This window comes from Paenibacillus sp. GYB006, from assembly GCF_036577645.1.
Classification (GTDB): Bacteria; Bacillota; Bacilli; order Paenibacillales; family Paenibacillaceae; genus Paenibacillus.
Genome location: NZ_JARBDA010000001.1, coordinates 1,049,627 through 1,072,213 on the forward strand (window position 1 = coordinate 1,049,627; position 22,587 = coordinate 1,072,213).

Annotated in this window: 23 protein-coding genes; 21 read left to right on the top strand and 2 right to left on the bottom strand. The window is 42.7% G+C overall.

Going from position 1 to position 22,587, the window contains the following annotated elements:
• The first annotated feature begins 6 nt into the window (after positions 1-6).
• From PV403_RS05060 to PV403_RS05105, 10 genes are all read left to right on the top strand, one after another.
• A complete protein-coding gene (locus PV403_RS05060; RefSeq protein WP_213532656.1) occupies positions 7-834 on the top strand; it encodes a hypothetical protein in 828 nt (275 codons plus the stop codon).
• A gap of 6 nt (positions 835-840) precedes the next feature.
• A complete protein-coding gene (locus PV403_RS05065; RefSeq protein WP_213532657.1) occupies positions 841-1,356 on the top strand; it encodes a WXG100 family type VII secretion target in 516 nt (171 codons plus the stop codon).
• 244 nt (positions 1,357-1,600) lie between these two features.
• Positions 1,601-1,876 (top strand): WXG100 family type VII secretion target, encoded by a 276-nt coding sequence (locus tag PV403_RS05070; protein WP_191798528.1) that lies wholly within the window; start codon positions 1,601-1,603, stop codon positions 1,874-1,876.
• 144 nt (positions 1,877-2,020) lie between these two features.
• Positions 2,021-4,147: a hypothetical protein gene (locus tag PV403_RS05075; protein ID WP_213532658.1), complete on the top strand. Its 2,127-nt coding sequence runs from the start codon at positions 2,021-2,023 to the stop codon at positions 4,145-4,147.
• Between the two features lie 50 nt (positions 4,148-4,197).
• Positions 4,198-4,950, top strand: a complete 753-nt coding sequence (locus PV403_RS05080) for a vWA domain-containing protein (protein ID WP_213532659.1) — start codon at positions 4,198-4,200, stop codon at positions 4,948-4,950.
• Positions 4,951-4,963: 13 nt separating this feature from the next.
• Positions 4,964-5,806, top strand: coding sequence for a hypothetical protein (locus tag PV403_RS05085; protein ID WP_213532660.1), 843 nt, complete (start codon positions 4,964-4,966; stop codon positions 5,804-5,806).
• A gap of 90 nt (positions 5,807-5,896) precedes the next feature.
• The gene (locus PV403_RS05090; protein ID WP_213532661.1) at positions 5,897-6,706 is read left to right on the top strand and encodes an SDR family oxidoreductase; all 810 of its coding nucleotides are present in this window, start codon (positions 5,897-5,899) and stop codon (positions 6,704-6,706) included.
• A 240-nt stretch (positions 6,707-6,946) separates the two neighbouring features.
• Positions 6,947-9,478 (top strand): ATP-dependent helicase HrpB, encoded by a 2,532-nt coding sequence (hrpB, locus tag PV403_RS05095; RefSeq protein WP_213532662.1) that lies wholly within the window; start codon positions 6,947-6,949, stop codon positions 9,476-9,478.
• Positions 9,479-9,587: 109 nt separating this feature from the next.
• On the top strand, positions 9,588-10,193 hold the full coding sequence (locus PV403_RS05100; protein ID WP_213532663.1) for a general stress protein: 606 nt from the start codon (positions 9,588-9,590) through the stop codon (positions 10,191-10,193).
• A 155-nt stretch (positions 10,194-10,348) separates the two neighbouring features.
• On the top strand, positions 10,349-11,503 hold the full coding sequence (locus PV403_RS05105; protein WP_213532664.1) for an acyltransferase: 1,155 nt from the start codon (positions 10,349-10,351) through the stop codon (positions 11,501-11,503).
• A 66-nt stretch (positions 11,504-11,569) separates the two neighbouring features.
• Here PV403_RS05105 and PV403_RS05110 read toward each other — a convergent pair whose 3' ends face one another.
• Positions 11,570-12,592, bottom strand: a complete 1,023-nt coding sequence (locus tag PV403_RS05110; protein ID WP_213532665.1) for a phosphotransferase family protein — start codon at positions 12,590-12,592, stop codon at positions 11,570-11,572.
• Positions 12,593-12,907: 315 nt separating this feature from the next.
• Between PV403_RS05110 and PV403_RS05115 the strand changes: the two genes are divergently transcribed.
• The 3 genes from PV403_RS05115 to PV403_RS05125 all read left to right on the top strand — a co-directional run bounded on the left by PV403_RS05115 (position 12,908) and on the right by PV403_RS05125 (position 15,052).
• Positions 12,908-13,267 carry a helix-turn-helix transcriptional regulator gene (locus PV403_RS05115; protein WP_213532666.1) on the top strand — a complete coding sequence of 120 codons (360 nt, stop codon included), beginning with the start codon at positions 12,908-12,910 and terminating at the stop codon, positions 13,265-13,267.
• Positions 13,268-13,313: 46 nt separating this feature from the next.
• Entirely contained in the window at positions 13,314-14,336 is a 1,023-nt protein-coding gene (locus tag PV403_RS05120) for a Gfo/Idh/MocA family protein (protein ID WP_213532667.1), read from the top strand.
• A gap of 158 nt (positions 14,337-14,494) precedes the next feature.
• Positions 14,495-15,052 carry an ArsR/SmtB family transcription factor gene (locus PV403_RS05125; protein WP_213532668.1) on the top strand — a complete coding sequence of 186 codons (558 nt, stop codon included), beginning with the start codon at positions 14,495-14,497 and terminating at the stop codon, positions 15,050-15,052.
• A 60-nt stretch (positions 15,053-15,112) separates the two neighbouring features.
• Here the strand turns inward: PV403_RS05125 and PV403_RS05130 are convergent, their stop codons facing one another.
• Entirely contained in the window at positions 15,113-15,691 is a 579-nt protein-coding gene (locus PV403_RS05130) for a TraR/DksA C4-type zinc finger protein (RefSeq protein ID WP_213532669.1), read from the bottom strand.
• A gap of 250 nt (positions 15,692-15,941) precedes the next feature.
• Here PV403_RS05130 and PV403_RS05135 point away from each other — a divergent pair, with 250 nt between their 5' ends.
• The 8 genes from PV403_RS05135 to PV403_RS05170 all read left to right on the top strand — a co-directional run bounded on the left by PV403_RS05135 (position 15,942) and on the right by PV403_RS05170 (position 22,535).
• Positions 15,942-16,325, top strand: coding sequence for a DivIVA domain-containing protein (locus PV403_RS05135; protein WP_213532670.1), 384 nt, complete (start codon positions 15,942-15,944; stop codon positions 16,323-16,325).
• A gap of 47 nt (positions 16,326-16,372) precedes the next feature.
• A complete protein-coding gene (locus PV403_RS05140; RefSeq protein WP_213532733.1) occupies positions 16,373-16,870 on the top strand; it encodes a metallophosphoesterase family protein in 498 nt (165 codons plus the stop codon).
• 208 nt (positions 16,871-17,078) lie between these two features.
• Entirely contained in the window at positions 17,079-17,960 is an 882-nt protein-coding gene (locus PV403_RS05145) for a sugar phosphate isomerase/epimerase family protein (RefSeq protein ID WP_213532671.1), read from the top strand.
• 2 nt (positions 17,961-17,962) lie between these two features.
• Positions 17,963-19,132 carry a Gfo/Idh/MocA family protein gene (locus PV403_RS05150; protein ID WP_213532672.1) on the top strand — a complete coding sequence of 390 codons (1,170 nt, stop codon included), beginning with the start codon at positions 17,963-17,965 and terminating at the stop codon, positions 19,130-19,132.
• Between the two features lie 76 nt (positions 19,133-19,208).
• Entirely contained in the window at positions 19,209-20,294 is a 1,086-nt protein-coding gene (locus PV403_RS05155; protein ID WP_213532673.1) for a Gfo/Idh/MocA family protein, read from the top strand.
• Between the two features lie 98 nt (positions 20,295-20,392).
• Entirely contained in the window at positions 20,393-21,259 is an 867-nt protein-coding gene (locus PV403_RS05160) for an AraC family transcriptional regulator (protein WP_213532674.1), read from the top strand.
• A gap of 128 nt (positions 21,260-21,387) precedes the next feature.
• Positions 21,388-22,149, top strand: a complete 762-nt coding sequence (locus PV403_RS05165) for an acyl-[acyl-carrier-protein] thioesterase (protein ID WP_249717221.1) — start codon at positions 21,388-21,390, stop codon at positions 22,147-22,149.
• Between the two features lie 122 nt (positions 22,150-22,271).
• Positions 22,272-22,535: a hypothetical protein gene (locus PV403_RS05170; protein WP_374705805.1), complete on the top strand. Its 264-nt coding sequence runs from the start codon at positions 22,272-22,274 to the stop codon at positions 22,533-22,535.
• The last annotated feature ends 52 nt before the right edge of the window (positions 22,536-22,587 follow it).

A 22,587-nucleotide genomic window follows, 5' to 3' on the forward strand; every position in this document is an offset into this window, starting at 1 on the left:
CTCATAATGTTGACGGTTCATCATTCCAAACAGAAGGTCGTAACATTGGAACAAACAGAACTGTTTTTTCTGGCCGGAATCTTAGGGTCTGACCGATTGCTTGGCATTGAAGATCCTTTTCTTGGCTATTTAACAGATGATATTGCTAAGGAATGGAATAAAGCAAAAGAGGCATTGTTGCAAAAAGGTTACTTGATTCAAGATGAAGGCTCCAGTGAGATCACGATGACACCGACCGTGTTCTCAAGAGTTGCCATTGCAGGATTATCCTCGAGAGCATTCCGTTTTCAATATGAAGATAAAGGTAGTAGTTATGAAGGGTACCTGCATTGCACAAATGAGCGCGTAGTGGAAGTGACCAGGGCACATGAAGAGCAGGTAACCTACCAATTATCCGATCTTGGTAACGTAGAACAGGCATGTGAAGCTGTTGTCGATAAAATAAAATGGAGTCAAGAGAAAATAAGTGAAAATATTCCTGCATTAATGTTTTCAAAGAAAAAGTTTTATGAGAATATAAAGCAATACCAGGAATTGGACTCTTTGAGTCAAGCTCTTGCAGAAGATTGTCATGACAGGCAAGGAGCTCACGCACTTGCTGAAACGATTATAGAAAAGCAGACAGAAGGGGAATTTCAGCTGCTTGTCTGGAACGGACAGGAGTGGGAATCTCAATCTGCTGCGTTTATATCCGGTACTTCCGTTAATTGGTTGTTACGCATGAGTACGATGGGAAAAGGGGATTGGCTCATTGCTTCTCCGGCAACGAAAGAGCAGTTTAAGGAAATGCTTTTCGATTGGCTGAATCAGCCTCTAGATCAAGAAGAAAGGTGATGCATTATGCGCATTCGTGTGGAACCGAATGTGCTTCGAACGCTTAGCAGTCAATTGAAGCTCGCGGCGGAGCAAATTCAGCAAACTATTGTTGTTTTGGAGAGAGCTCTCAGTACTATCGAGGGAGATACAGCTGTACATGAAGGCATCGTTTATGAATGGATGAGATCAAAGCAGCTGGCTTCATTTATCGAAACAGAACTTGAGAGATTTAGCTCCGAGTTGTCGCGGAAGGCAGAAGATTTTACTCGTGCAGACGAAGATTATCATACCGTTTTATCTTATATTGATTATTCTAACGTCTCACCAATGCGCATGCTGCAATCTCAACAGATTACTTCTTTAAGAAATAACGAGCTGACATCTTTTGCGGTATCTAATCCGAAATCAGCTTTAATGGCAATTCATCAATCGGGTAGTTCTGATGATGGAAATGGGATCGGCGTGCTCCTCCAAGCTTCTGAAACAAATCCAAGAGGTTGGATTTTTAAGGACCCAGCTATAGGAGAAAAGGTGGGTTAATCGAATCTACCAAACTTTTATTAGCTGCGATTAGCTTCCCATTTGTGTAAATATAGAATTAGAAGCCGAGCTAATAAGTAAGAAAAACCTTTACCAACTCTTTGTTTGCGGAAGTTTCATTCTTACTAAATTGGGTTTATTTACAATTAGGACCAATGACTTTAGACAGGTCTAAAGTCATTTTGGTACAATTTTTTCAGGAATTAACTAAATTTTGAAGAATAATAAGGAGGAATATCATTCTATGTCAGGTCGCATTCTCATTTCCCCGGAGCAAGTGGATCAAGTAGCGAATCAATTTAAACAAAGCGGTGAGCAAAGTCAACAGATCGTTTCTAGTTTGACTCAATCCATTAATGGTATGGAAGGTCAATGGGAAGGGATGACAAAACAACGCTTCTTCACTGAGTTCCAGGAAGCAAGCAAACAAATGCAAAGCTTTGTTCAAACCTTGAATAGCATCAGTACAGAACTTACCGCGATTGCTCAGAAATTCCGTTCCGTTGACCAATCTCGCTAATCAATTATCGCAAGATTCTAATTATACTTACATGAGTTATGAAATGGATTCATTATATTTGATAATAGCTTTATCAACCTGGAAACCGGGAGTTAACATAACTTCCGGTTTTCTTGCATCGACAACGAAAAGAGAGGGATGTTCATGTCTTTTCAACCCAATCCGGGGGATCAGCTCCATATTAATGGAGTTACTTACCAGGTGGGACAACATCCGGCTGCCCCTGGCATAGCATATGCACAGACGGGAAGGCAAGGTACCGTATATAAGTTGATTCCTGCCGGCGGTAACGAATATGAATCTAAAGCCTTAAAAGTGTTTTTCCCTAAGTTCCGTGTCCCCGCTATGGTCTATCAATCTGAACAGATGGAAAAGTATAGCGAAGTGTCAGGCTTGCAGGTCTGCAATCGTGACGTGCTCACTCCTGAAAGAAACGGAAAATTAATTAGTGAGCATGGGGATCTACTATACTCAGTGCTTATGCCATGGATCGGCGGGATTACCTGGTTCGATATCATATGTGACAAAAAACGTTTGACTCCAAGTGAAAGTCTGACACTTGCGGCCTCTTTTGCCGGGATCGGATCTGCTATGGAGCAAAGAGGGATTGCACACTGTGATCTATCAGCCCCCAATGTACTTATTCCGTTTTTTTCCGAAGATGAACAGCCTGAAGGCTCTGCAGCTGTGGAACTCGTTGATGTGGAACAGATTTATAGTCCAAAAATGGACAGACCCGATGCTTTATTAGCAGGTTCAGCTGGATATGCTGCCCATCGTATCGTAAACAGCGGTTTATGGAGCAGTTATGCAGATCGTTTTGCTGGAGCCGTAATTCTTGCTGAAATGCTTGGTTACTGTGATAAAGATATCGTGGATCTAACATATGGTGAAAGTTATTTTGATCAGCGCGAACTTCAAACGGGCTGTGAGAGATACATGAAACTTATGCACTTTTTAGAAACAAGATATGGTCACAAAATTTCGGAATTATTCAGCAGAGCATGGAATAGTCAAGATTTAAGCAGCTGTCCTACTTTTGGAGAATGGTTAATTGCCCTTTCCAATGTTGAACTTCAGCCCGAAGAAGAGAAGGGAGAAGTTTATGCGGATACAGTTGATGAAGGATTAACAGGAAATACAGACTACACAGACTACACTAAACCTTTGGAAGCTGAACCAGCCATTCATACGATAGATCAGCAAGAGTTGACTATTCCGCCTAAGCTTTCAGCAGAATCTAGTGCTCAGAATGAGAAACTGACTAGTAAAGTTTGGACATCCGAAGAAATACAATATGAGATTCAAAAAGCAAGAGACTTAGAGAAAAGCGGAGAGGTTATACCTGCTATAGATGCTTATCGTTCTGCTCTTTCCAAAACAGAATCTGGCAGCGCGTTATCCGTTGAGATTCGTGCTGCGATCCAGCAGCTTGAAGCCGATCATCTCAAAAAAGATGAAGGCGATACTATAAAAGTTTCTCCATTCTGGCTGCGCAATAAAAAGTTAACGATTGCGGCAGCAATTGTCGTGATAGTCTCAGCGATCGCTATTCCAGGGGTGCACACCCTCGCGGAACGTGCAGAGACAAAACATGCCCTTGCTTTGCAAGAGGCTGAGCAGATAAAGAAACAAGAGGAAGCCCAGCAGGCTGCCGAAGCTGCCAAGCTTGCGGAAGAGAAGAAGAAACAAGAGGCTGCGGCACTTGCTCAAAAGAAAGCAGATGAAGAAGCTGCTAAAAAAGCAGCACAGGAGAAAGCGGCATTACAAGCGAAGTACGATAAGCAAGCAAAATATGAAGCTTATCTTGCTAAGGTAGAAGCCAAGAAAGAAGCTGCAAAAAAGGCGGAATTACAAGCAAAATACGATAAACAAGTTAAGTATGAAAAATATTTGGCAGATAAACAAGCGCTTCAACAGAAACAAGCGGAAGAACAAAAACAAAAGGAAGCGGCTGCAAAATTAGCAGCTCAAAAGGCAGCAGAGAAAAAAGCGGCTGAAAAAAAAGCTGCTCAGAAAAAAGCAGAAGAAGCAGCAGCCTTGAAGAAAAAGCGTGCCCAAAATGTAGTGCAGCTCATCGCTTCTTATAATCTGGCTTACAATGCTCAGAAAGGCAAAAAAATCGAAAATGCGAGAACGTATGCCAGAGATTTTATGGAGCGCTATGAGAAAGATGCCAGTTACTATAACGGAGTCGGAAAAATATCTCAACGGGTAAAACATATCAAGAAATTTATCAGTAATCGAAGTTATCGTTTACCCAATATTTGATCCATCCTCATTTTATTATTTCTAAATTATTTAGAGGTGAAGGAACAAAAATGAATTATACAATACAAGCCTCACAGCGTACGCCCGCACTAATCATTTATTTAATTGATATTAGTGCTTCCATGAATATGATGATGGATAATCGTAGACGGATGGACATTGTGTATGATGCTTTATCACTCGCCATACGCCAAATGGTTTTTCGCTCTACGAAAGGGAATAGACTGACTCCAAGATATCGAATTGCCATCCTGGCTTACAGTGATGATGTATATGATTTACTTGGCGGCGTGAAAGGAATTGACGAGATTGCAGCCATTGGCTCACTCCCAGACCTGACGCCGATGCGGTTTTCAGATTCAGCCAAAGCTTTTCTACAAGCGGAGAAAATATTGCAAAGCGAGCTGCCTCATATGCAAGATTGTCCTGCACCGCTTATCTGCCATATGACAGATGGGGTTGCAACAGGGGATGATCCTGAGCCTATTGCAAAACGAATTATGGATATGAGTGTGCCAGATGGAAATGTTTTAATTGAAAATATATTTATTTCCGATCATCTTCTAGATGTGCCTGTTACAGAGCCAAGAAGATGGGGCGGTATTCTAAGAGATACCGAGTTGAAGGATGAACATGGGGAGAAGTTGCGCAACATGTCATCCGTTCTTCCGGAAAGTTATCGGGAAATGTTGATGGAAGCGGACTACTTATTATCCCCTGGTTCGTTAATGATGCTGCCTGGCTCATGCGCAGAACTGGTCTCGATTGGATTCCAAATGTCTGCAGCTACACCGGTAAGGTAAGGAGGAGAACGGTTTGAAGTCTTTGCGAACGTCGGTACCAGACCGTGGGAAGCCGCTCTTCTCTGAGGAATCTTTCCATTATGTAAGTTCACAACATACGAACCAGCCGTTATCCACGTATAAAGGACGATGGTTCTGTCGTTATGGTTACGGTTTGTCCTTTGAGTCAGCATCTTATGGTGATAAAGGACAGGATTTTGCAGCGGTTCATATTCAGGGAGATGTATGCACTTTTGTACTCTGTGATGGGGTGTCCATGAGTTATCATGGAGATTTTGCTGCCAGGTATCTTGGAGAAGCGTTATGCGCATGGATGAACGAAACCAAAGACTGGTCTTCTTCCTTGTTGTATCAATTTCTGATGAGTCTTACCATTCCCGCTTCGAGGGAGCTTAGCAACTACGCAGGAAGTCAGAATGCAAATATTCCTATGATGCTGCAGGAAGTGCTTGAAACGAAGAAAAAATTAGGAAGTCAGTCCATGTATATCTGCGGAAAAATAAAGCTGGGCTCCGGTAAAAAAGGAAGCCGTTTGCAGCTTGCTTGGCAAGGTGACTCTAGAATTCGGCTTTTTCGCAGCGGGAAAGAGATGGATCTTTCTTTTGACAAAACGAGAAGGACATCAGAGCGGTGGTCAACAGTAGAAGGACCCATCGGAGGAAGTCCTCACGTGTATGAAGAGACATTTCCACTTGGCGAAGATTTCGTACTTCGTTTATACACAGATGGTATGGGAGAACTTGATCCGATTGGAATTCATTTACCCGATGAGGAAATTCAAGTGTTGATGGATGCTCCGCATACAGGTGGACTTGAAGATGACGCTGCTTTTATCGAATTGAACTGGAAATCATAACTATTTGTTAAAAATTCACTCCTTTGGGTAGGCTGTCTAAGAGAATTTCTATATATCTCTGGATCAGAGACTTCAAAGGAGTGATTTTATATGTCATCATCTTCGGAAAATGGATTACGTTTTTCAGGGAAAACAGCGATTGTTACGGGGGCAGGCTCTGGTATCGGCAAAGCAGCGGCGTTAAAGCTAGCGAAAGAAGGGGCTAACATTGCTTTATTTGATCTGATCGATGAACGTACGGAAGAAACGAAAAAATCGATTGAACAGATGAAGTTGGGTCAAGTGGTCTCTTATGATGTAGATATATCTGATCCAAATCGTGTGGAGAAATCAGTAAATGATACGATCGATACGTTTGGTGGAATTGATATTGTGTTTGCGAATGCCGGTATTAATGGTGTTGTCGCTCCTATTGAAGACATTGATATTCAGGATTGGCATAACACCATCAACACAAACTTAGGAGGCACATTTTTTACGGTGAAATATGTACTGCCTCATATGAAAAAAAGAAATGGCGGAAGTATTATCATTACCAGCTCCATTAATGGGAATTACACATTTTCGAATATAGGAATGTCAGCGTATAGTACCTCAAAGGCAGGTCAAGTTGCTTTTGCCAAAATGGCTGCGCTTGAACTCGCCAAATTTAAAATTCGGGTGAATGTGATATGCCCGGGTGCGATTACGACGCATATTGATCAGAGTACAGACACATCGGAAGAGCTTAATGAAGTTTCGATCAAGATGGAATTTCCTGATGGAAGACAGCCGCTCTCTCATGGACCGGGAACACCCGATCAAGTTGCGGAACTGGTGGCTTTTTTAGCTTCCGATGCTGCGCAGCATATTACAGGGGCACAAATTGTAATTGATGGAGCGGAGTCTCTTCTCAGCTAATGCAGCATATCGCGTAGAATGGGATATGTTATTTGTCCAAAAATCATATAGCTCAACCGTTTCCCTTGCGGGAGGCGGTTTTTTTCGCTATTTTATATACATTACACTAAGCTACACGTTTGTTTATTGCTGGAACAGCGAGGGATTTATCAGAATCCTGCTTTAGCTATGTATGAGTCTAAGATTCGTGCAAAGCTGGAAGATTAACAATCATGGAGACATGGAGAAAAGAGATTTAAAATGCGAAAAACGATATGGAATCAAGATCACAACCTTCCGATTCATCAAGTCATTCCCGACATCAAAAGCACGCTTATGCAAAAAACTTCGGCTGTTCTTGTTGCTGAACCCGGGGCTGGGAAAACAACCGTCGTTCCTCTAGCTTTATTAGAAGAAGAATGGATGATTCACAAAAAGATAATCATGCTTGAACCTCGAAGACTGGCTGCTAGGAATGCCGCAATGAGAATGGCAAAAAGTATAGGTGAACCTGTTGGGAAAACAGTAGGCTATCGGGTTCGGATGGACAGTAAGGTAAGCAGTGATACTCGAATCGAAGTGGTAACCGAAGGAATCTTAACGCGAATGCTGCAACATGATCAGGCACTCGAAGAGGTGGGGCTTCTTATTTTTGATGAGTTCCATGAACGCAATTTACATGGTGACTTGGCTTTGGCACTCGCACTGGAGTGTCAATCTGTACTCAGGGAAGATTTACGGATCCTAGTCATGTCCGCGACGCTTGAAGCTGAACCTGTAACTTCTCTGCTCGGTGATGCTGCGCTGATTACTTGTAAGGGAAGAACCTTTCCAGTAGAAACGAAGTATATGCCAAAGCTTCATAATATGGATATGGAGGCGCATATGGCACAGGTTATTCCCCTTGCCTTACGTCAGCAAGAAGGGCATGTCCTGGCTTTTCTACCTGGGGCAAAAGAAATTCACCGCGTGATGAGAATGCTAGAAGGACAGAATTTAGATCCAAATATAAAGGTGTATCCGCTTTATGGTGCTTTATCGCAGCAAGAACAGGACCGTGCAATCTTAACTCCAGGTACAGGAGAGCGAAAAGTGATTCTTGCTACCACTATCGCGGAATCCAGTTTAACCATTGAAGGGATTGGAGCGGTAGTAGACAGCGGCTTAAGAAAAGATTCTGTCTTTTCTTCACGTTCCGGTATGAGCCGATTAGTGACGATTCCGATCTCCAAAGCTTCCGCGGACCAGCGAAAGGGCCGGGCAGGAAGAACAGCAGAGGGGATATGCTACCGCTTATGGAGTGCATCAGAGCAGGATGCCAAACCAGAAAAGAACCGACCCGAGATTCTCACTGCGGATCTTGCTCCTGTAGCGCTTGAACTTGCGGTGTGGGGCGTGCAGAACCCGGACGATTTACGCTGGCTTGATGTGCCGCCTGCGGGCGCTTATGAGGCAGCAACTGCGCTGCTGCAGCAGCTGGGCTGCCTGGATGACCGCGGCCATGCAACGAGCCGCGGCAAACAAATAGCGGGGATGGGGACACATCCCCGCATTGGACACATGCTGCTGCAAGCTGCGAAGCTAGGACTGGCCAGGGATGCCAGTCTGCTGGGCGCGCTATTGCAGCAAGGATCATCCCGCCTGCTGGTCCCGAGGGCGGGATGGGATCTTCGTCCGCAGCTAGAACATCTGCGGACAACCTCTGCTGCCGGCTTTGCCTCGGCAGCCTCCCAAGATGAGGCCTCGCTGCGCAGCCTCATCCAAGAGAGCCGCCAGCTGTACAGAGAGGTAGAGACACTCCAGACAGAAGGCGAGTCTCTACCTCCGCAGGAAAGCTGCGGCTTACTGCTTGCCTTTGCCTATCCGGAACGGATCGGGCAAAGAAGAGAAGATGGCCGCTATTTCCTTGCAAGCGGCCGGGGTGTGCGGGCCTCTTCTGCGATGAGCGGTCTCACTGCTCCTTATATCGTTGTTGCAGAAGCTGATGACCAAGGAGCGGATGGACTTATTCGAACATGCGCTCCGCTTGCGCTTGCAGATATCTACACTTATTTAAAAGAACTCATTTCAACCCAAGAAAAAGTGTTCTGGGATAAAAACACACGCAGTGTGCGATCCTTGAAATGGCAGAAACGTGGAGAGATTATCCTGAAAGAAATGGCTTATCCGAGTCCGCCTGAAGAAGATATTTTACAAGCATTATTAACAGGAATAAGAGAAGAAGGATTGTCTGTCTTTTCTATGAATAAAACCACTCATCAGTTAGTGGAACGGATGCAATTTTTGCATAGCGTAAATCCTGCTTGGCCGGATCTTTCGGGTTCCGCTCTGCTTGAATACCTACTTAATCATATCCCGCCTTACTTGGCAGGGGTGCGCTCCGCAGCTGGATTACAGCAGATATCCATTACATCCGTACTCTTAGACAGCTTATCCTGGGAAGAACGACAGACACTTGAGAAGGAAGCTCCTACCCATTACACCGTACCCAGCGGCTCTAAGATTCCTATCAGATATGATGGACAAGGGGCTCCATATATTGCTGTCAGACTGCAGGAAATGTTTGGACTTACAGAAAGCCCGCGACTGGGAGAAGGGCGTGTTCCCCTAACGCTTCATTTACTATCCCCTGCGCAAAGACCTGTACAAGTTACTTCGGATCTGAACAGTTTTTGGCGAGAAGGTTATTACGAGGTGAAGAAGGATCTGAAAGGGCGTTATCCTAAACATTACTGGCCGGAAGATCCACTACAGGCAGTAGCGACAAACCGTGTTAAACCGAAAGGAAAATAGCCTGGGTAACCCCACAAGAAGCACTTTATATTTGGCGTTTATTGTTTCGACCTTGTAAAGAAGGGTAATTAACAAGCACAGATTACTTTTTGATGAGGAGGAAATGATAATGGCTAACAAAACTAAAAAAGTTGTAGGGGTATTTCAGACCGAACAAGAAGCTGCACGGGCAATTGAACAGTTACAAGACCGAGGATATCACAACAGTGAAATTTCGGTGATTACACGAAGTAAAGACGATATGAGAGCAATCGAATCGGAGACGGGTACGAAAGCTCCGGAAGGCGTGGCAGCGGGTGCAGCTACGGGCGGTGTGCTTGGTGGTCTAGCTGGATTGTTTGCAGGAATTGGTGCCCTCGCGATTCCAGGAATTGGGCCGATTTTGGCAGCAGGGCCGATAGCAGCTACTCTAACCGGTGCAGCAGTGGGTGCTGGTGCAGGCGGGTTAGTTGGCGGATTAGTGGGTCTTGGTATTCCAGAAGATGAAGCTGAGGAATATGAAAGAAATGTAGACGAAGGGCATATCCTCGTACTCGTAGATCAAAAAGGTACAGATCGTGAAATCCACGGGATTTTCCGAGATAATCGGTCGCTAAATGCAGATCGTTACCGTGATTATGAGGAAGAAAATAATCTTCCAGGTCCTGATCGTGTTGCAAGAGACCGGGTGGAAGAGGAAGCAATCAAAACCAATATGGATCGCACCATTCGATAACAAATAAGTAATCTCATCATAAAGCAGTAATATGAACCTCTCAAGCCTTCTGGCTAGGGAGGTTTTATCTGTTATATCGTCAATGCTAGATTTCGTGTATGATTGATTCTTAACAACGAAATAAAATAATAAATGTATGAATTCATGGAGGATATGTGTCAAGTAAACCAAGAATAACAGCGATCGAAACGTTACGGGGAATGTCTTTCCTCGCCGTAGTTCTACAGCACTCTATCGCTCATTATGCATATGTACCTGGAGTTACCTATACAGATGGTGTAATGATGTCTGTGCTTCTTATGTTATCAAAATTTGCAGTGCCTGCTTTTCTCTTTATTACGGGCATGGTGCTCTTCTACAATTATGAAGACCGATTTACAAGCGGTACTTTTATAAAACGAAGAATCACCGATATCTTTCTTCCCTATTTGATATGGTCCCTGATTTATATTCTTTTCTATGCGTGGCAGACAGCCGGACTGGCTGGTTTTAGTTCATTGGATCTGGGGGGAATCCTCACGAAGCTGCTGACGGGAAAAAGCAGTTATCACTTGTGGTATATCATTATGATTATGCAGCTCTATTTACTGTTTCCGATCATCCGCCAAGGTGTATTGCTGCTAAGAAATAAATATAGGGAAACGGTCTTACTTACCTTTTTGCTGATGATGGGTGTTATTTATTTTATTCTCATGTTTTATCGTGGAAAGATTGGAGTCATAGCCGAAGTTGCTGATATCCCATTCATCACTCCGTGGCTCACGATATATGCAGATCGAAATGTCTTGTATTTTTTCTTTTACTTTTTGCTTGGCGCTGCTGCGGGATTATATCCGAAATGGTGGCAGTCTATTGTATGGAAATCGAGAATGATAATGGTTCCTCTCTTTATGTTGTTCACGGCTTACTATGTCTACGATCTTTCTCGTCAATTTCTTACCCCGGATGGACTGCATATTCAATTTAATCGAGTCTCTTTATTGAGACCGGACATGGCATTATATCTTGTGATCTCCTTATTTGTTGTTTATTTCATAGCGATGAGACTGCCTGAAGGAAAATGTTCTCGCCTATTTGCTACTATAGGAAATTTGTCATTTGGTGCTTACCTTATGCATGCGCTGATGCTAATCGGTACATATAAGATAGAAGCCGTCCTATATCCAAACTGGAATGTACCGTGGAAAATGCTATTTACCTGGTTGATCGCTTCTTTATTATCCCTTGGTGCAACACGGTTAATCGCTTATTTAAAGATTGGAAAGTGGGCTGTGGGCATTCATATCCCAACAAGGAAAAATAACAGATGATGAAAAATTCATAATAGTTATGAAAAGATCCTGAGTGCTCGCGTATATACGAGTACCCAGGATTTTTTAGTATATTGACGTGACGATATCTAGATGATGAGAAGCAAATTCCCGAAAGGTCATTGGATTTTTGTTGTCATACTGTCCAGTAGCATGAATTTCTCCCCATTTGAGAACCAGACTGTATAAGAAATGGATAGAAAGACGGGATGAGATATCATTAGGAGAACTAGGAAGACCCGCGTTTTGAAGATAAGAAGAGAGAAAGAAACCAGCTCTTTTTTGCTGCCCTTTCCATAGCAGTTGATTGGTGAACTTAACGACGTCTGCGAGTGGATCACCAAAATAAGCGGTCGTAAAATCAATAATACCACTCACTTCCCATTCGCCGGCATTTTGCTGAATCAAGATATTTTCTGACTTGTAATCTCCCATAACAAACGAATACATCTCTATATCACAGAAGGAGGGCTCTGCTGCACTTATTTTTTCGTGAACCCAGTCCATATCTGCATCTTCAATAGGGGAGTATTTTTTGGCGTCTTCGAGCCAGTATAAGATTTGCTCCTTAGAAAAGGAGTAGAGACCCTGATGGAAGGGGCGTAGATCTTCGGTTTCTGGATCATATTCACCAGCTTCTTTTGTTCTCCAGGTGTGAAGTTCAAGAAGCGCAGCAGCAAGCTTAGATAGGATCACTTGATCTTCTTCTTCAGACAGAGCAAGTTTATCCAGATCATGATAATGAACCCCAGGCAGAAGAGGCATGATTACATACGAATAGCCGAAAAGGTCCTCCGCTGAGTCGATAATGTAAGGCACTGGAACGGGAGCTTTGGTATGTATTTTAAGCTGCTGAATCATAAACTGTTCTTCTTTCCATTGTCCTGGGTAAAGAGGATTTCCCTTAAATACATAATCTCCTGTTGAGGTATGAATAAATAGAGTTTGCTTCATAACTCCGTGCTCTGTCGGCTTGTAGGAGTGTAAAGTACCGAGTGCCCAGCGAGATAACATCTCTTGAATGGTATGCTGCTGAACGTTCGTAATTCGCGGAGCAGAAAAATAAATGCGGGTCGTCAGAATAACCACTCCTTTTATTTGATTTCCTTATTTTACAATAAATGATGCATAAAAAGAGGAAGTAGAGAAGAATTAAAATGGATTTGCTGAAACAAAACACAAATTATTCAATATTTTCAATACATGAAAAATTCACAAAAGAAGTTCAAAACAGCTCCCCAGCTACTCTTCATATAAAACTTCATAAAATTGCCTCATATTCACTATGTTATATTTCCTGTCACAAAATGCATGTACGGAAAAATAGAAGGATGTCAAGACATAAAAAGAGGTTTATAATGGAACAAAGATGGTTATTTGATTGTAATGAGAGGAGGACATCAGTTGGCTTTTATGATATCCCAGCGTGCATTTATTAAACTTTATTTAATTACCATGGTCGAGCAGCACAGAGGTTACGGCTATGAAATGCTGGAAGCCATGAAGGATGAATTCAAAGGGTTTGGTTATGTTCCCCCTCAGAGTGAAGTTTATCGAGCCTTACATGAATTGGTTCAGGAAGGTGTGTTTTATCGAACCAAGCGATTAAAGGGAAACGACCCTCGCGTCGATTTCCAAGAGATCGTATTATATCACTTTACGGATGATGGAGAAGAAAAAGCCTCTTTATATAAAAAGCAGGTAAAGGTCGATTTGGACAGGTGTCTTGGGATGCTTAATAAAGCAGAGCGAGATAACTTTTAGGACTCGCGGGAAAGCGGTTCATCTGTAACAGAAAGGGAGAATAGCGATGAGTGAGCTGATCAGATGGGGAATTTTAAGTACGGCGAAGATTGGCATAAATGCAGTGATACCTGCTTTACAGCAATCGGAACGGGGTCAGGTCGTAGCTATTGCCAGCCGGGATGAGAGCCGGGCAGCAGAAATTGCGGCAGAATTAAATATTCCAAAAGCATATGGAAGCTATGATGCACTGCTTGCAGATGAAGAGATTGATGCTGTGTATATTCCAGTGCCGAATCATCTGCATATGGAGTGGACGATTCGAGCAGCGCAAGCGGGTAAACACGTATTATGTGAGAAGCCTGCAGCACTGAACGAAGAACAGGTTACTCAAATGATTGATGCGTGTAAGACAGCAAATGTCGTTTTTGCAGAAGCTTTCATGTATCGATATCATCCTAAACACCAACGCGTGAAAGAGATCATCGAGAGTGGAGAAATTGGAGAGGTTCGCGCCATTCATGCCAATTTCACCTATAATAATTGTGATGATAAAGAAAATGTTCGTTTTAAAAACGACATGGGCGGGGGTTCTCTTTACGATGTTGGCGTCTATCCTATTTCAGCAGCGCGTATGTTCCTTGAGGAAGAACCAGAGGCAGTTACCGTACACGCTTTATTCTCCCCAGAACATGATGATGTTGATATGATGGCATCGGGACTTGTTGAATTTCCGAACAAAGTCGCACTGACGTTTGATTGTGGGATGTGGGCTTGTGCGAGAGCAGAATTTGAAATACTCGGGACAAAAGGAAGAATTGAACTTCCAAAAGTATTCGGCTGGGAGAACAGCGATATTCCTCCGCAGATTATTATTCATACCGATCATGTCACTCGGGAAGAACGAGTTTCTGTGTCGAATTCTTTTGTACTTCAAGCAGAGGCCTTTGCAGATGCTGTTCTTGACGGCAAACCGCTCCCTTTTGGACCGGAAGATGCAGTTCATAATATAAGGGTCATTGAAGCCTGCCTAGCGTCTGCTCGTAAAAGGGAACGAGTCACCTTGCCAGCAATGGTCCCTGTTTTTTAACACTCTTCTGTTCTAGTATTGTTCCATAAAATGATAGATATCTATAGAAAACGCCTCCGATAGGATGTATATCCATAAGGGGCGTTTTTGGTAGTTTTGACCCGTGCATCCGTACACTCTATAATAGTCATCAATCCTTATTAAAGGTGGGATCATTCATGGATGTAAAAGTTTTGTCTACTACGGAAGAGATTAAGATCTATTCGGATCCTTATCGTTTGAGGATTTTACATGTATTTCGCCGGTTTGGTAAGCCGGCTACGGTGAAGGAAATTGCTGATGAACTTGGAGAACTTCCTGCTAAAGTACATTATCATGTTAAGAAATTAGAGAAAATTGGTCTGTTAACTTTGGTAAATACAAAAGAAATTAACGGGATTATTGCAAAATATTATGCCGTTTTTTCTGGAGAAATAGAGATCGGACAGAAACATACAGAAAATGCAGAAATACAAGAAGTAGTTAAGGGAGAAAATGTTCAGCACCTGAATGAGTTATTTGACCGTCATAAAATCAACTATGTAGAGCGGACATCCGAGGATGCTTCCTCTGTACAGTTGTTTAATCGTACGCTGTATATGACAGAGGAAGAAGCAAAAGTCTTACAGCAAGAAATAATTCGATTATGTGAACCTTATTTCAGTAAACGGAAAGAAAAAGAGAAAGAGAAGGCGAGCTATGATCTCTTTGCTAGTTTTGTCCGTAATCCTCATTAATAACAGTGAAGAAGAACCTTTCCAGAGATGGAAAGGTTCTTCTCACATGGTGGTCAAGGATTACATATCATCATAATTTGTAACGTCTCTTTTTGTTGAAGTAGCCGGTGAATCGGAGTTACCGAAGTCTTCTACTGTTTCCCATGCATTCGCATTATCAAATTTACCGGCATTACGCTGGCTGATTTCTCCTGCACCGCGTGGAGGAGGGGTCATGACTTGTTCCTCTACAGGCCGTGTATCGTTAAGATCTCCTTCCTGCACTTTGGCCGCATCCTCTACACAAAGTGTTGTATACGGTAGTGCTTCAAGTCTTTCAAAGGGGATGGGTTTACCGCATATTTCACATTTGCCGTATGAGCCTGCTTCTATTTGATCAAGAGCATGATTAATTTGATCGAGTTCATTGCTTTGGTGCTCATCTACAGCTAGATCACGTGCGCGTTCAAAGGTTTCTGTACCTAAGTCGGCAGGATGATTATCAACAGCAGATAATTCTCCTATAGATTCCCTAAGAGAGTCGGGTTCGTCCTCAGAGCTCTCTCGGTTAATATCAAAATGATTCTGAATGGATTCTTTCTCTTCAAGAAGTCGTTCTTGTAATGTTTTTAATTCTGTTTTTGTAAGTGCTGCTGTCATGATTAACGTCTCCCTTCAAGATTTCGATTGTGTCATCTAATTACCCTGTTTTACGGAATTACAACCAAGTCTATGAATGTCGGCTATTTCACCTATGATATTTGGATAAGAAGTAAATTTATGGCGCATAAAGCCAGGTTTTATACGGAATCGTTTTCTTAATCGCGTAAATTATGATATAAAATAGAAGGAACCTTTGTCTGAAGAGGGAAGGGGTTTCCTTAGGAAAGATGTAATGGGGGTCGTTATGATGGATGAACATATGAAGCGTCGTTTAGATAAGCAAAAACAATTATTTAAACAGCTCGGCATTCAACTGGATGCTCTATCAATCCATGAAAAGCAATTTAATTATAAACTCAGAGGTTATGATCCAGATGAGGTGGATGAATTTTTGGACCTTGTTATTAAGGATTATGAACGTTTCTATGCCCATATTTCGGATTTGATGGATAAATGGCAAGAGCAGCAGTATACGATTCGAAGTATGAAAAATGCTCCAAAACCGGAAGCAGATCCAAATCTGATTGATCGTAAACAACTCGAAGAAGTAGTGAAGCAGCTCGAATACAGCATTCGTCAATTAAAAGGAAAAATGCCTCGGCCGGAAGCGAGAGATCCATATCTTGACTAAGTAAGTCATAGTAACCATTCATTTTTAATGAAGGAGACACGAATATGATCAAAATAACTGTTCTATCCGATACACATATGCCAAGAATGTCCAAGGCACTGCCAGCTCCGCTGCTTCATGATATTCAAGATTCTGACCTTATCTTTCATGCGGGTGACTGGAGTGACATGTCAGTCTATGAAGAACTCTCATCTATGGGTAAGGTACATGGGGTGACAGGGAATACGGACCTTATTATGTTAAGGGGCATTCTACCTGAGCAAACGATTGTAGAAGCAGGAGGAAAGCGTTTTGGGCTCGTACATGGACATCTTGGAAAAGGGAATACCGAAGCGAATGCGCTAGCTGCATTCAGTGGAGAAGAGGTAGATTGTATTATTTTTGGACATTCTCATATCCCTTTATTAAAACAGCATGGTAACTGTATATTGTTTAATCCAGGTTCACCGACAGACAAACGAAGACAACAGCAATATTCACATGGCGTGATCACGATCGATGGCGACATTCATGCAGAACATGTTTTTTATGATCATAAGTCTTAAAACGTACTTTTTTATAAAATTTTCTAAATAACGCAAACCCCCTATTCGCAGGACTAGAGGGGTTTGCGTTATTTTATTTGCATGAGAGTGTTCACCTTCCTCTATTCGTTATCTGAGGTTCTTCTGTTGGGGAGGTAACGTATCTGCGCCATTAAAGTGATGCTACGATAGTACATGAATACGCTTTTATTTGAGAGGAGGGCTCAAAATGAAGTTATCCGTATTTACCGTAGCAACCCCGGATATGATGCCAAAGGAACTGGTAAAGGCTGCATCTGTTGCCGGAATCGAAGGCATTGAATGGAGATACAAAGGAATTCCAGATGAGGTACGGGCGGAAACACCTTCCTTTTGGGGAAGAAATCTCGCGTCGATTGATCCAGCTGGAACGAACGATAACATTCTGGATATACGAAACTTAACAGCGCAAGCAGGACTGACCTCTATTGCACTCGTACCTTATTTATCGGTATCAGATCTTTCTTCTACTGAGCAGGCATTTGAAGCGGCACGTGTTTTAGGAGCTTCTATGATGAGAGTAGGTGTTCCTTCTTATAACAGAACGGAAAACTATCATGAATTGTATAAACGGGCGGATGCTTACTTGTCCGAAGTTCAGGAAATGTCCCGAACCTATGGTGTAAAGGCCCTTGTCGAAACACACCATGGAACCATTGCCCCGAGTGCTTCGCTCGCTTATCGTCTGGTGTCCCGTTTTGATCCCGATCATGTGGGTGTTTTATATGATCCGGGAAACATGGTACATGAAGGATTTGAGAATTACAGAATGGGTCTCGAGATGCTTGGTCCTTATCTTGCACATGTCCATGTCAAAAATGCGGTTTGGAATAAGAAAGAAGGAATAAGTGGCACTACTGATTCCGTGGAGTTGGAGTATGAGTGTAACTGGTCGCCATTACTTGGTGGAATAGTGCCGTGGAGTCAGGTGCTCCGAGACTTGGTATCTGTAGATTACAAAGGGTATTTAGGGATCGAGGATTTTAGTCAAAGTCTTTCTTCAGAGGAAATGCTAAAAAATTTCAGTCATCAAATGAAAGCGCTTCTTGGCGAGATACGGGCGGAGGTATAGTTATGGAATTCGTAAGGGTTGGCGTTATAGGGATCGGTAATATGGGCTCTTCACATGCATTGACGCTGGTGAAAGGTCAGATAGAAGGAGCCGTTCTAAGTGCTGTATGTGATGCCAGAGATTCAGCCAGGGTATGGGCGGAACAAACACTGCCAGAAGGTATCAAATTCTATAATGAACCTTCCGAGATGCTGCAATCGGGTATGATCGATGCTGTTATCGTGGCAACACCACATTATCACCATGCGGAGCAGGCAATCGCAGCATTCGATAGCAAGATTCATGTACTTATTGAGAAACCAGCGGGTGTATATACCAAGCAAGTGCGTGAGATGAATGAAGCAGCAGCAAGAAGCGGAAAAGTATTTTCCATCATGTATAATCAGCGTACGAATCCGCTGTATATCAAACTGAAAGAATTGATCTCATCTGGTGAACTGGGAGAGATTAGACGAACGAACTGGATCATTACGAACTGGTACCGCTCGCAGTGTTATTACAATTCAGGAGGCTGGCGTGCTACCTGGGCTGGTGAAGGCGGCGGGGTGCTGATTAACCAAGATCCTCATCAACTGGATTTATGGCAGTGGGCAACCGGTATGATGCCGAAGCGAATTCGTGCATTTTGTTCTTTTGGTAAATACCGTGATATAGAAGTGGAAGATGACGTAACGGCTTATGTAGAGTACGAAAACGGAGCTACCGGTGTATTTGTTACGACCACTGGAGATGCTCCGGGTACGAATCGTTTTGAGATCACAGGCGACCGCGGGAAGATTGTAATCGAAGATGGAGAGATGACATTCTGGCAGCTTAGTGAACCGGAGAGCGAATTTAACAAACGAAACACGGATGCTTTTGGCAAACCTGAATATATAAAAAAGAAAATCCCTACTCCGGGGATCGAGACAGGACATCCTGGTATTATTCAGAATTTTATCGATGCTATTCTAGAACAGAAACCGCTGATCGCTCCAGGAGAAGAAGGGATTAATGGGCTTACCTTATCGAATGCAATGTATTTGTCTACTTGGACTGATGATTGGGTGGAACTTCCTATCGATGAAGAGTTATTTTATGAGCAGCTGCAAGACCGAATCCGCAATTCTAAGGTTAGCAAATCCGAAGGATACGAACAGACACAACCCGTTGATCTGAAAGGTACCTTCTAATTTGATGAAGTGATCTACCTAAAAACCATTTAGCTGATACACGAGTAAATGTCCAAAGAAGAATAGGAGGATTCTCATGAGTGCAAGGGATGGAATGATATACTCCCCTCGGAGTGCAGCGCAGAAGGCGGTATGTGGTCCTGGAGAATTTATATTTGCCGCAGCAGCTTTGGATCATGGACATATTTACGGTATGTGCGGGAGTTTAATTACGGCGGGGGCAGAACTTAGATGGGTGTACGACAAAGACCCTGAGAAAATAAAATCATTCATTCAGCGGTATCCCGGAGTCAAAGCTGCTAGATCGCTGGAAGAAATATTGCAAGATTCCGATGTGAAGATGGTGGCGGCAGCGGCCATCCCTTCAGAACGGAGCGATCTTGGGCTTGCTGTAATGGATGCAGGGAAAGATTATTTCACCGACAAAACACCGTTTACCACACTGGATCAGCTGGAAGCTGCTCGTAGAAAGACAAAAGAAACAGGCCAAAAATATATGGTCTACTATAGTGAACGTCTTCATGTAGAAAGCGCGGTATATGCAGGGCAGCTTATTGACCAGGGCGCGATTGGACGCGTTATTCAGGTCATGGGGACAGGACCTCACAGGCTCAATGCAGCTAGTCGTCCAGATTGGTTTTTTCGTAAATCGCAATATGGAGGCATTCTTTGTGACATTGGCAGCCATCAGGTGGAGCAGTTTCTTAGTTTTTCCTCCTGTCAGGACGCAAAAGTGATGTACAGCCGGGCTGTTAATCTACATCATCCTGCATATCCGGAGCTTGAAGACTTTGGAGAAGCTTCACTCGTTGGCAATAACGGAGCTTCCGGTTATTTTCGAGTGGACTGGTTCACGCCAGATGGTCTGTCTACCTGGGGAGATGGGAGAACGACAATTCTCGGTACAGACGGATATATTGAACTAAGAAAGTATACGGATATTGCGAGGGAACAAGAAGGCGATCAAGTATATCTTGTGAATCACGAGGGAGAATATCGCTTCGGAGTAAAAGGAAAGGTAGGGTATCCTTTCTTTGGTCAATTGATACTCGATTGCTTACATCGGACGGAGAACGCGATGACACAAGATCATGCTTTTAAAGCAGCTGAATTATGTCTGATTGCTCAGCAGCAAGCAGAGCAGCTTACCTTGGCTAAATAATTGTAAGATCGCAGGACAATGACTATAACAGCGGCAGACCGCATCATGTTACAATGGAGCCTAAGAATAGGGTAACGATTAAAGGAGTGACCTTACGATTGGCTTACACATTGCAGATGAAGGAGCCGCTTAATTTTAATTACCTAAATTGTGAACCCTTACATATCGAGGCGGGAGATGGATTTCATTCGCACCCTTACTATGAAATTTATTATTTTCACACGGGTAAATGCAACTATATTATTGGGGATCGAATTCATGTACTTGAACCAGGGGATTTGATTCTTATGCATGGAATGACGTTGCATCAGGCACACCCCGAAACTGTTGTACCGTATGTCCGTACTACGCTTCATTTTTATCCTTCCGTAATTGAAGAATATGCACAGCCCGAGAAAGCAAAAAGGCTCCTTGAACCTTTTGAAAGACTAAACAACGAAGTGATTCATCTCTCTAAAGCACAGCAAATGGAAGTGGAGTTGATCTTCACTCAGATGAATGAGTTATTTCTGAACCACGAGGGGCAAGATTGGACCTATGATCGTTTTGTATTTAAGTTATGCGATTTTCTTGTGATGACTGCACATTTCTCTGAAACGGCGATGAAGCATCGAAGGATTTTATCAGATAAAGAGGAACATCTGCAGCGGATCATTACCTATCTCGAAGTACATTATATGGAAGAAATGAATCTTTCCGATATTTCGAGTGCACTTCATTTATCTAAACCTTATATGGCTGCCCTGTTTAAAGATTTAACCGGTACAACGATCATCAAGTATTTATATCAAAGACGGATTAACCAAGCCAAACTGTTATTTCGCCTTCAGCCTGATCTCAGTGTAACGGAAGTCAGTCGCAAAGCAGGTTTCAAACAGATCTCTCACTTTAGCCGTACATTTAAGCAAGCGGCGGGCTGCACACCTGAAGCTTATCGAACCAGCCAGGTATCCCGTTTACGTTAACTAATTCCTTTATTCTAACTCACGATCTTTTATACGATGATGACAGTCACGATTTGCCTTTCTTTCACGATAAGGAGTAAAGTGTTACTTGAAAGTGAATAAAGGATGTGAATAAAATCGTGAATGAAATGAACAATGAAATCAAGAATAAAATGATGAATGAAAAAGGAATCGAAACATTCATTGTAAGTTCTAGTCAAGCTGATACGGAATCGAAAATAAAACTATCCGCCTTGCTGGAACGATTGCAGGATGGTGCTGACCGGCATTTACAGCAGCTTGGGATTACGATTTCTGAAATGCTGCGTGACGGTTTTGGATGGATGCTGATGACTATGGATCTGACAATTACACAGCACCCTGTACTTGAGGAAAAGATGGAACTGACCACGTGGTCTAAGGGTTACCGGGGAGTTGTCTGGTTAAGAGATTACGAATTAATAGGAGCTTCAGGAGCGGCAGGATATGCTCGTTCGGCCTGGACGCTTGTGGATATTAACAAACGAAAAATTATGCGTCCAACTGCTTTTCCATATGAGATTCCGATCGTAGAAGGAGAGGTTTCAGAGGGACCTCCCGATAAGGTAGCTGTTCCACAAGAGTTGGAAATGAAAAAAGCTTATGAATTCATTGCTACATATAGTCTTATGGACAGTAATGGCCATGTAAATAATGCCAAGTATGCAGATCTCTGTTACGATGCTTTAGAAGCAGATGAAGTTCGGAATCTGCGTATGAATCGATTTCGGATTACCTATCACCGAGAAGTGAAACTTGGTGAACAGGGGATAATCGAACGTTCCGATCTCATAGGTAAATCCATCTGGTTCAAAGGTATAAACGAAGAAGGAAAGATCATTTTTGAAGCAGAAATCCAGTTTGAAGTTTAAATATGAGAACACTGCGGAGTTACATTCTGTAGTGTTTTTTTATCTTGAAATAACCCTCATGTTTGAAATTTACTAGTTTATGGTAATGAATAACAAGTATAACGGAAAGGGAGGGATTCGTAATGAGTCAAGTTCCAGATCGTAATCAACCAGACAAGAACATAGATCCTGAACATAAAAAACAGAGTAACCACAACACAATGGACCACCCAGAACAGTATAAAACGGAGAAAGAAAGTCTATTTGATCGCTTTGAGGATGAACTAAATGTTGATCCTATTCCCATGGAAGATCTTAATTTAGAACAGCAGGAAGAAAAAGATAAGGAAGCGACAAAAAGCAATTCTTCGACAGAAGAAAAGTACCGTGCTGATTACCGAAAGTAAAGTCCATCTTAAATCGTTTTAAAAGTAGGTTTGTAGAGATCATGCAGAACAT

Bases quoted from the DNA above. Each gene is read 5' to 3' on its own strand.
- PV403_RS05060 (WP_213532656.1), top strand. From the start codon at position 7: ATGTTGACGGTTCATCATTCCAAACAGAAGGTCGTAACATTGGAACAA.
- PV403_RS05065 (WP_213532657.1), top strand. From the start codon at position 841: ATGCGCATTCGTGTGGAACCGAATGTGCTTCGAACGCTTAGCAGTCAA.
- PV403_RS05070 (WP_191798528.1), top strand. From the start codon at position 1,601: ATGTCAGGTCGCATTCTCATTTCCCCGGAGCAAGTGGATCAAGTAGCG.
- PV403_RS05075 (WP_213532658.1), top strand. From the start codon at position 2,021: ATGTCTTTTCAACCCAATCCGGGGGATCAGCTCCATATTAATGGAGTT.
- PV403_RS05080 (WP_213532659.1), top strand. From the start codon at position 4,198: ATGAATTATACAATACAAGCCTCACAGCGTACGCCCGCACTAATCATT.
- PV403_RS05090 (WP_213532661.1), top strand. From the start codon at position 5,897: ATGTCATCATCTTCGGAAAATGGATTACGTTTTTCAGGGAAAACAGCG.
- hrpB (WP_213532662.1), top strand. From the start codon at position 6,947: ATGCGAAAAACGATATGGAATCAAGATCACAACCTTCCGATTCATCAA.
- PV403_RS05100 (WP_213532663.1), top strand. From the start codon at position 9,588: ATGGCTAACAAAACTAAAAAAGTTGTAGGGGTATTTCAGACCGAACAA.
- PV403_RS05120 (WP_213532667.1), top strand. From the start codon at position 13,314: ATGAGTGAGCTGATCAGATGGGGAATTTTAAGTACGGCGAAGATTGGC.
- PV403_RS05125 (WP_213532668.1), top strand. From the start codon at position 14,495: ATGGATGTAAAAGTTTTGTCTACTACGGAAGAGATTAAGATCTATTCG.
- PV403_RS05130 (WP_213532669.1), bottom strand. From the start codon at position 15,691: ATGACAGCAGCACTTACAAAAACAGAATTAAAAACATTACAAGAACGA.
- PV403_RS05135 (WP_213532670.1), top strand. From the start codon at position 15,942: ATGGATGAACATATGAAGCGTCGTTTAGATAAGCAAAAACAATTATTT.
- PV403_RS05145 (WP_213532671.1), top strand. From the start codon at position 17,079: ATGAAGTTATCCGTATTTACCGTAGCAACCCCGGATATGATGCCAAAG.
- PV403_RS05150 (WP_213532672.1), top strand. From the start codon at position 17,963: ATGGAATTCGTAAGGGTTGGCGTTATAGGGATCGGTAATATGGGCTCT.
- PV403_RS05155 (WP_213532673.1), top strand. From the start codon at position 19,209: ATGAGTGCAAGGGATGGAATGATATACTCCCCTCGGAGTGCAGCGCAG.
- PV403_RS05165 (WP_249717221.1), top strand. From the start codon at position 21,388: ATGAACAATGAAATCAAGAATAAAATGATGAATGAAAAAGGAATCGAA.
- PV403_RS05170 (WP_374705805.1), top strand. From the start codon at position 22,272: ATGAGTCAAGTTCCAGATCGTAATCAACCAGACAAGAACATAGATCCT.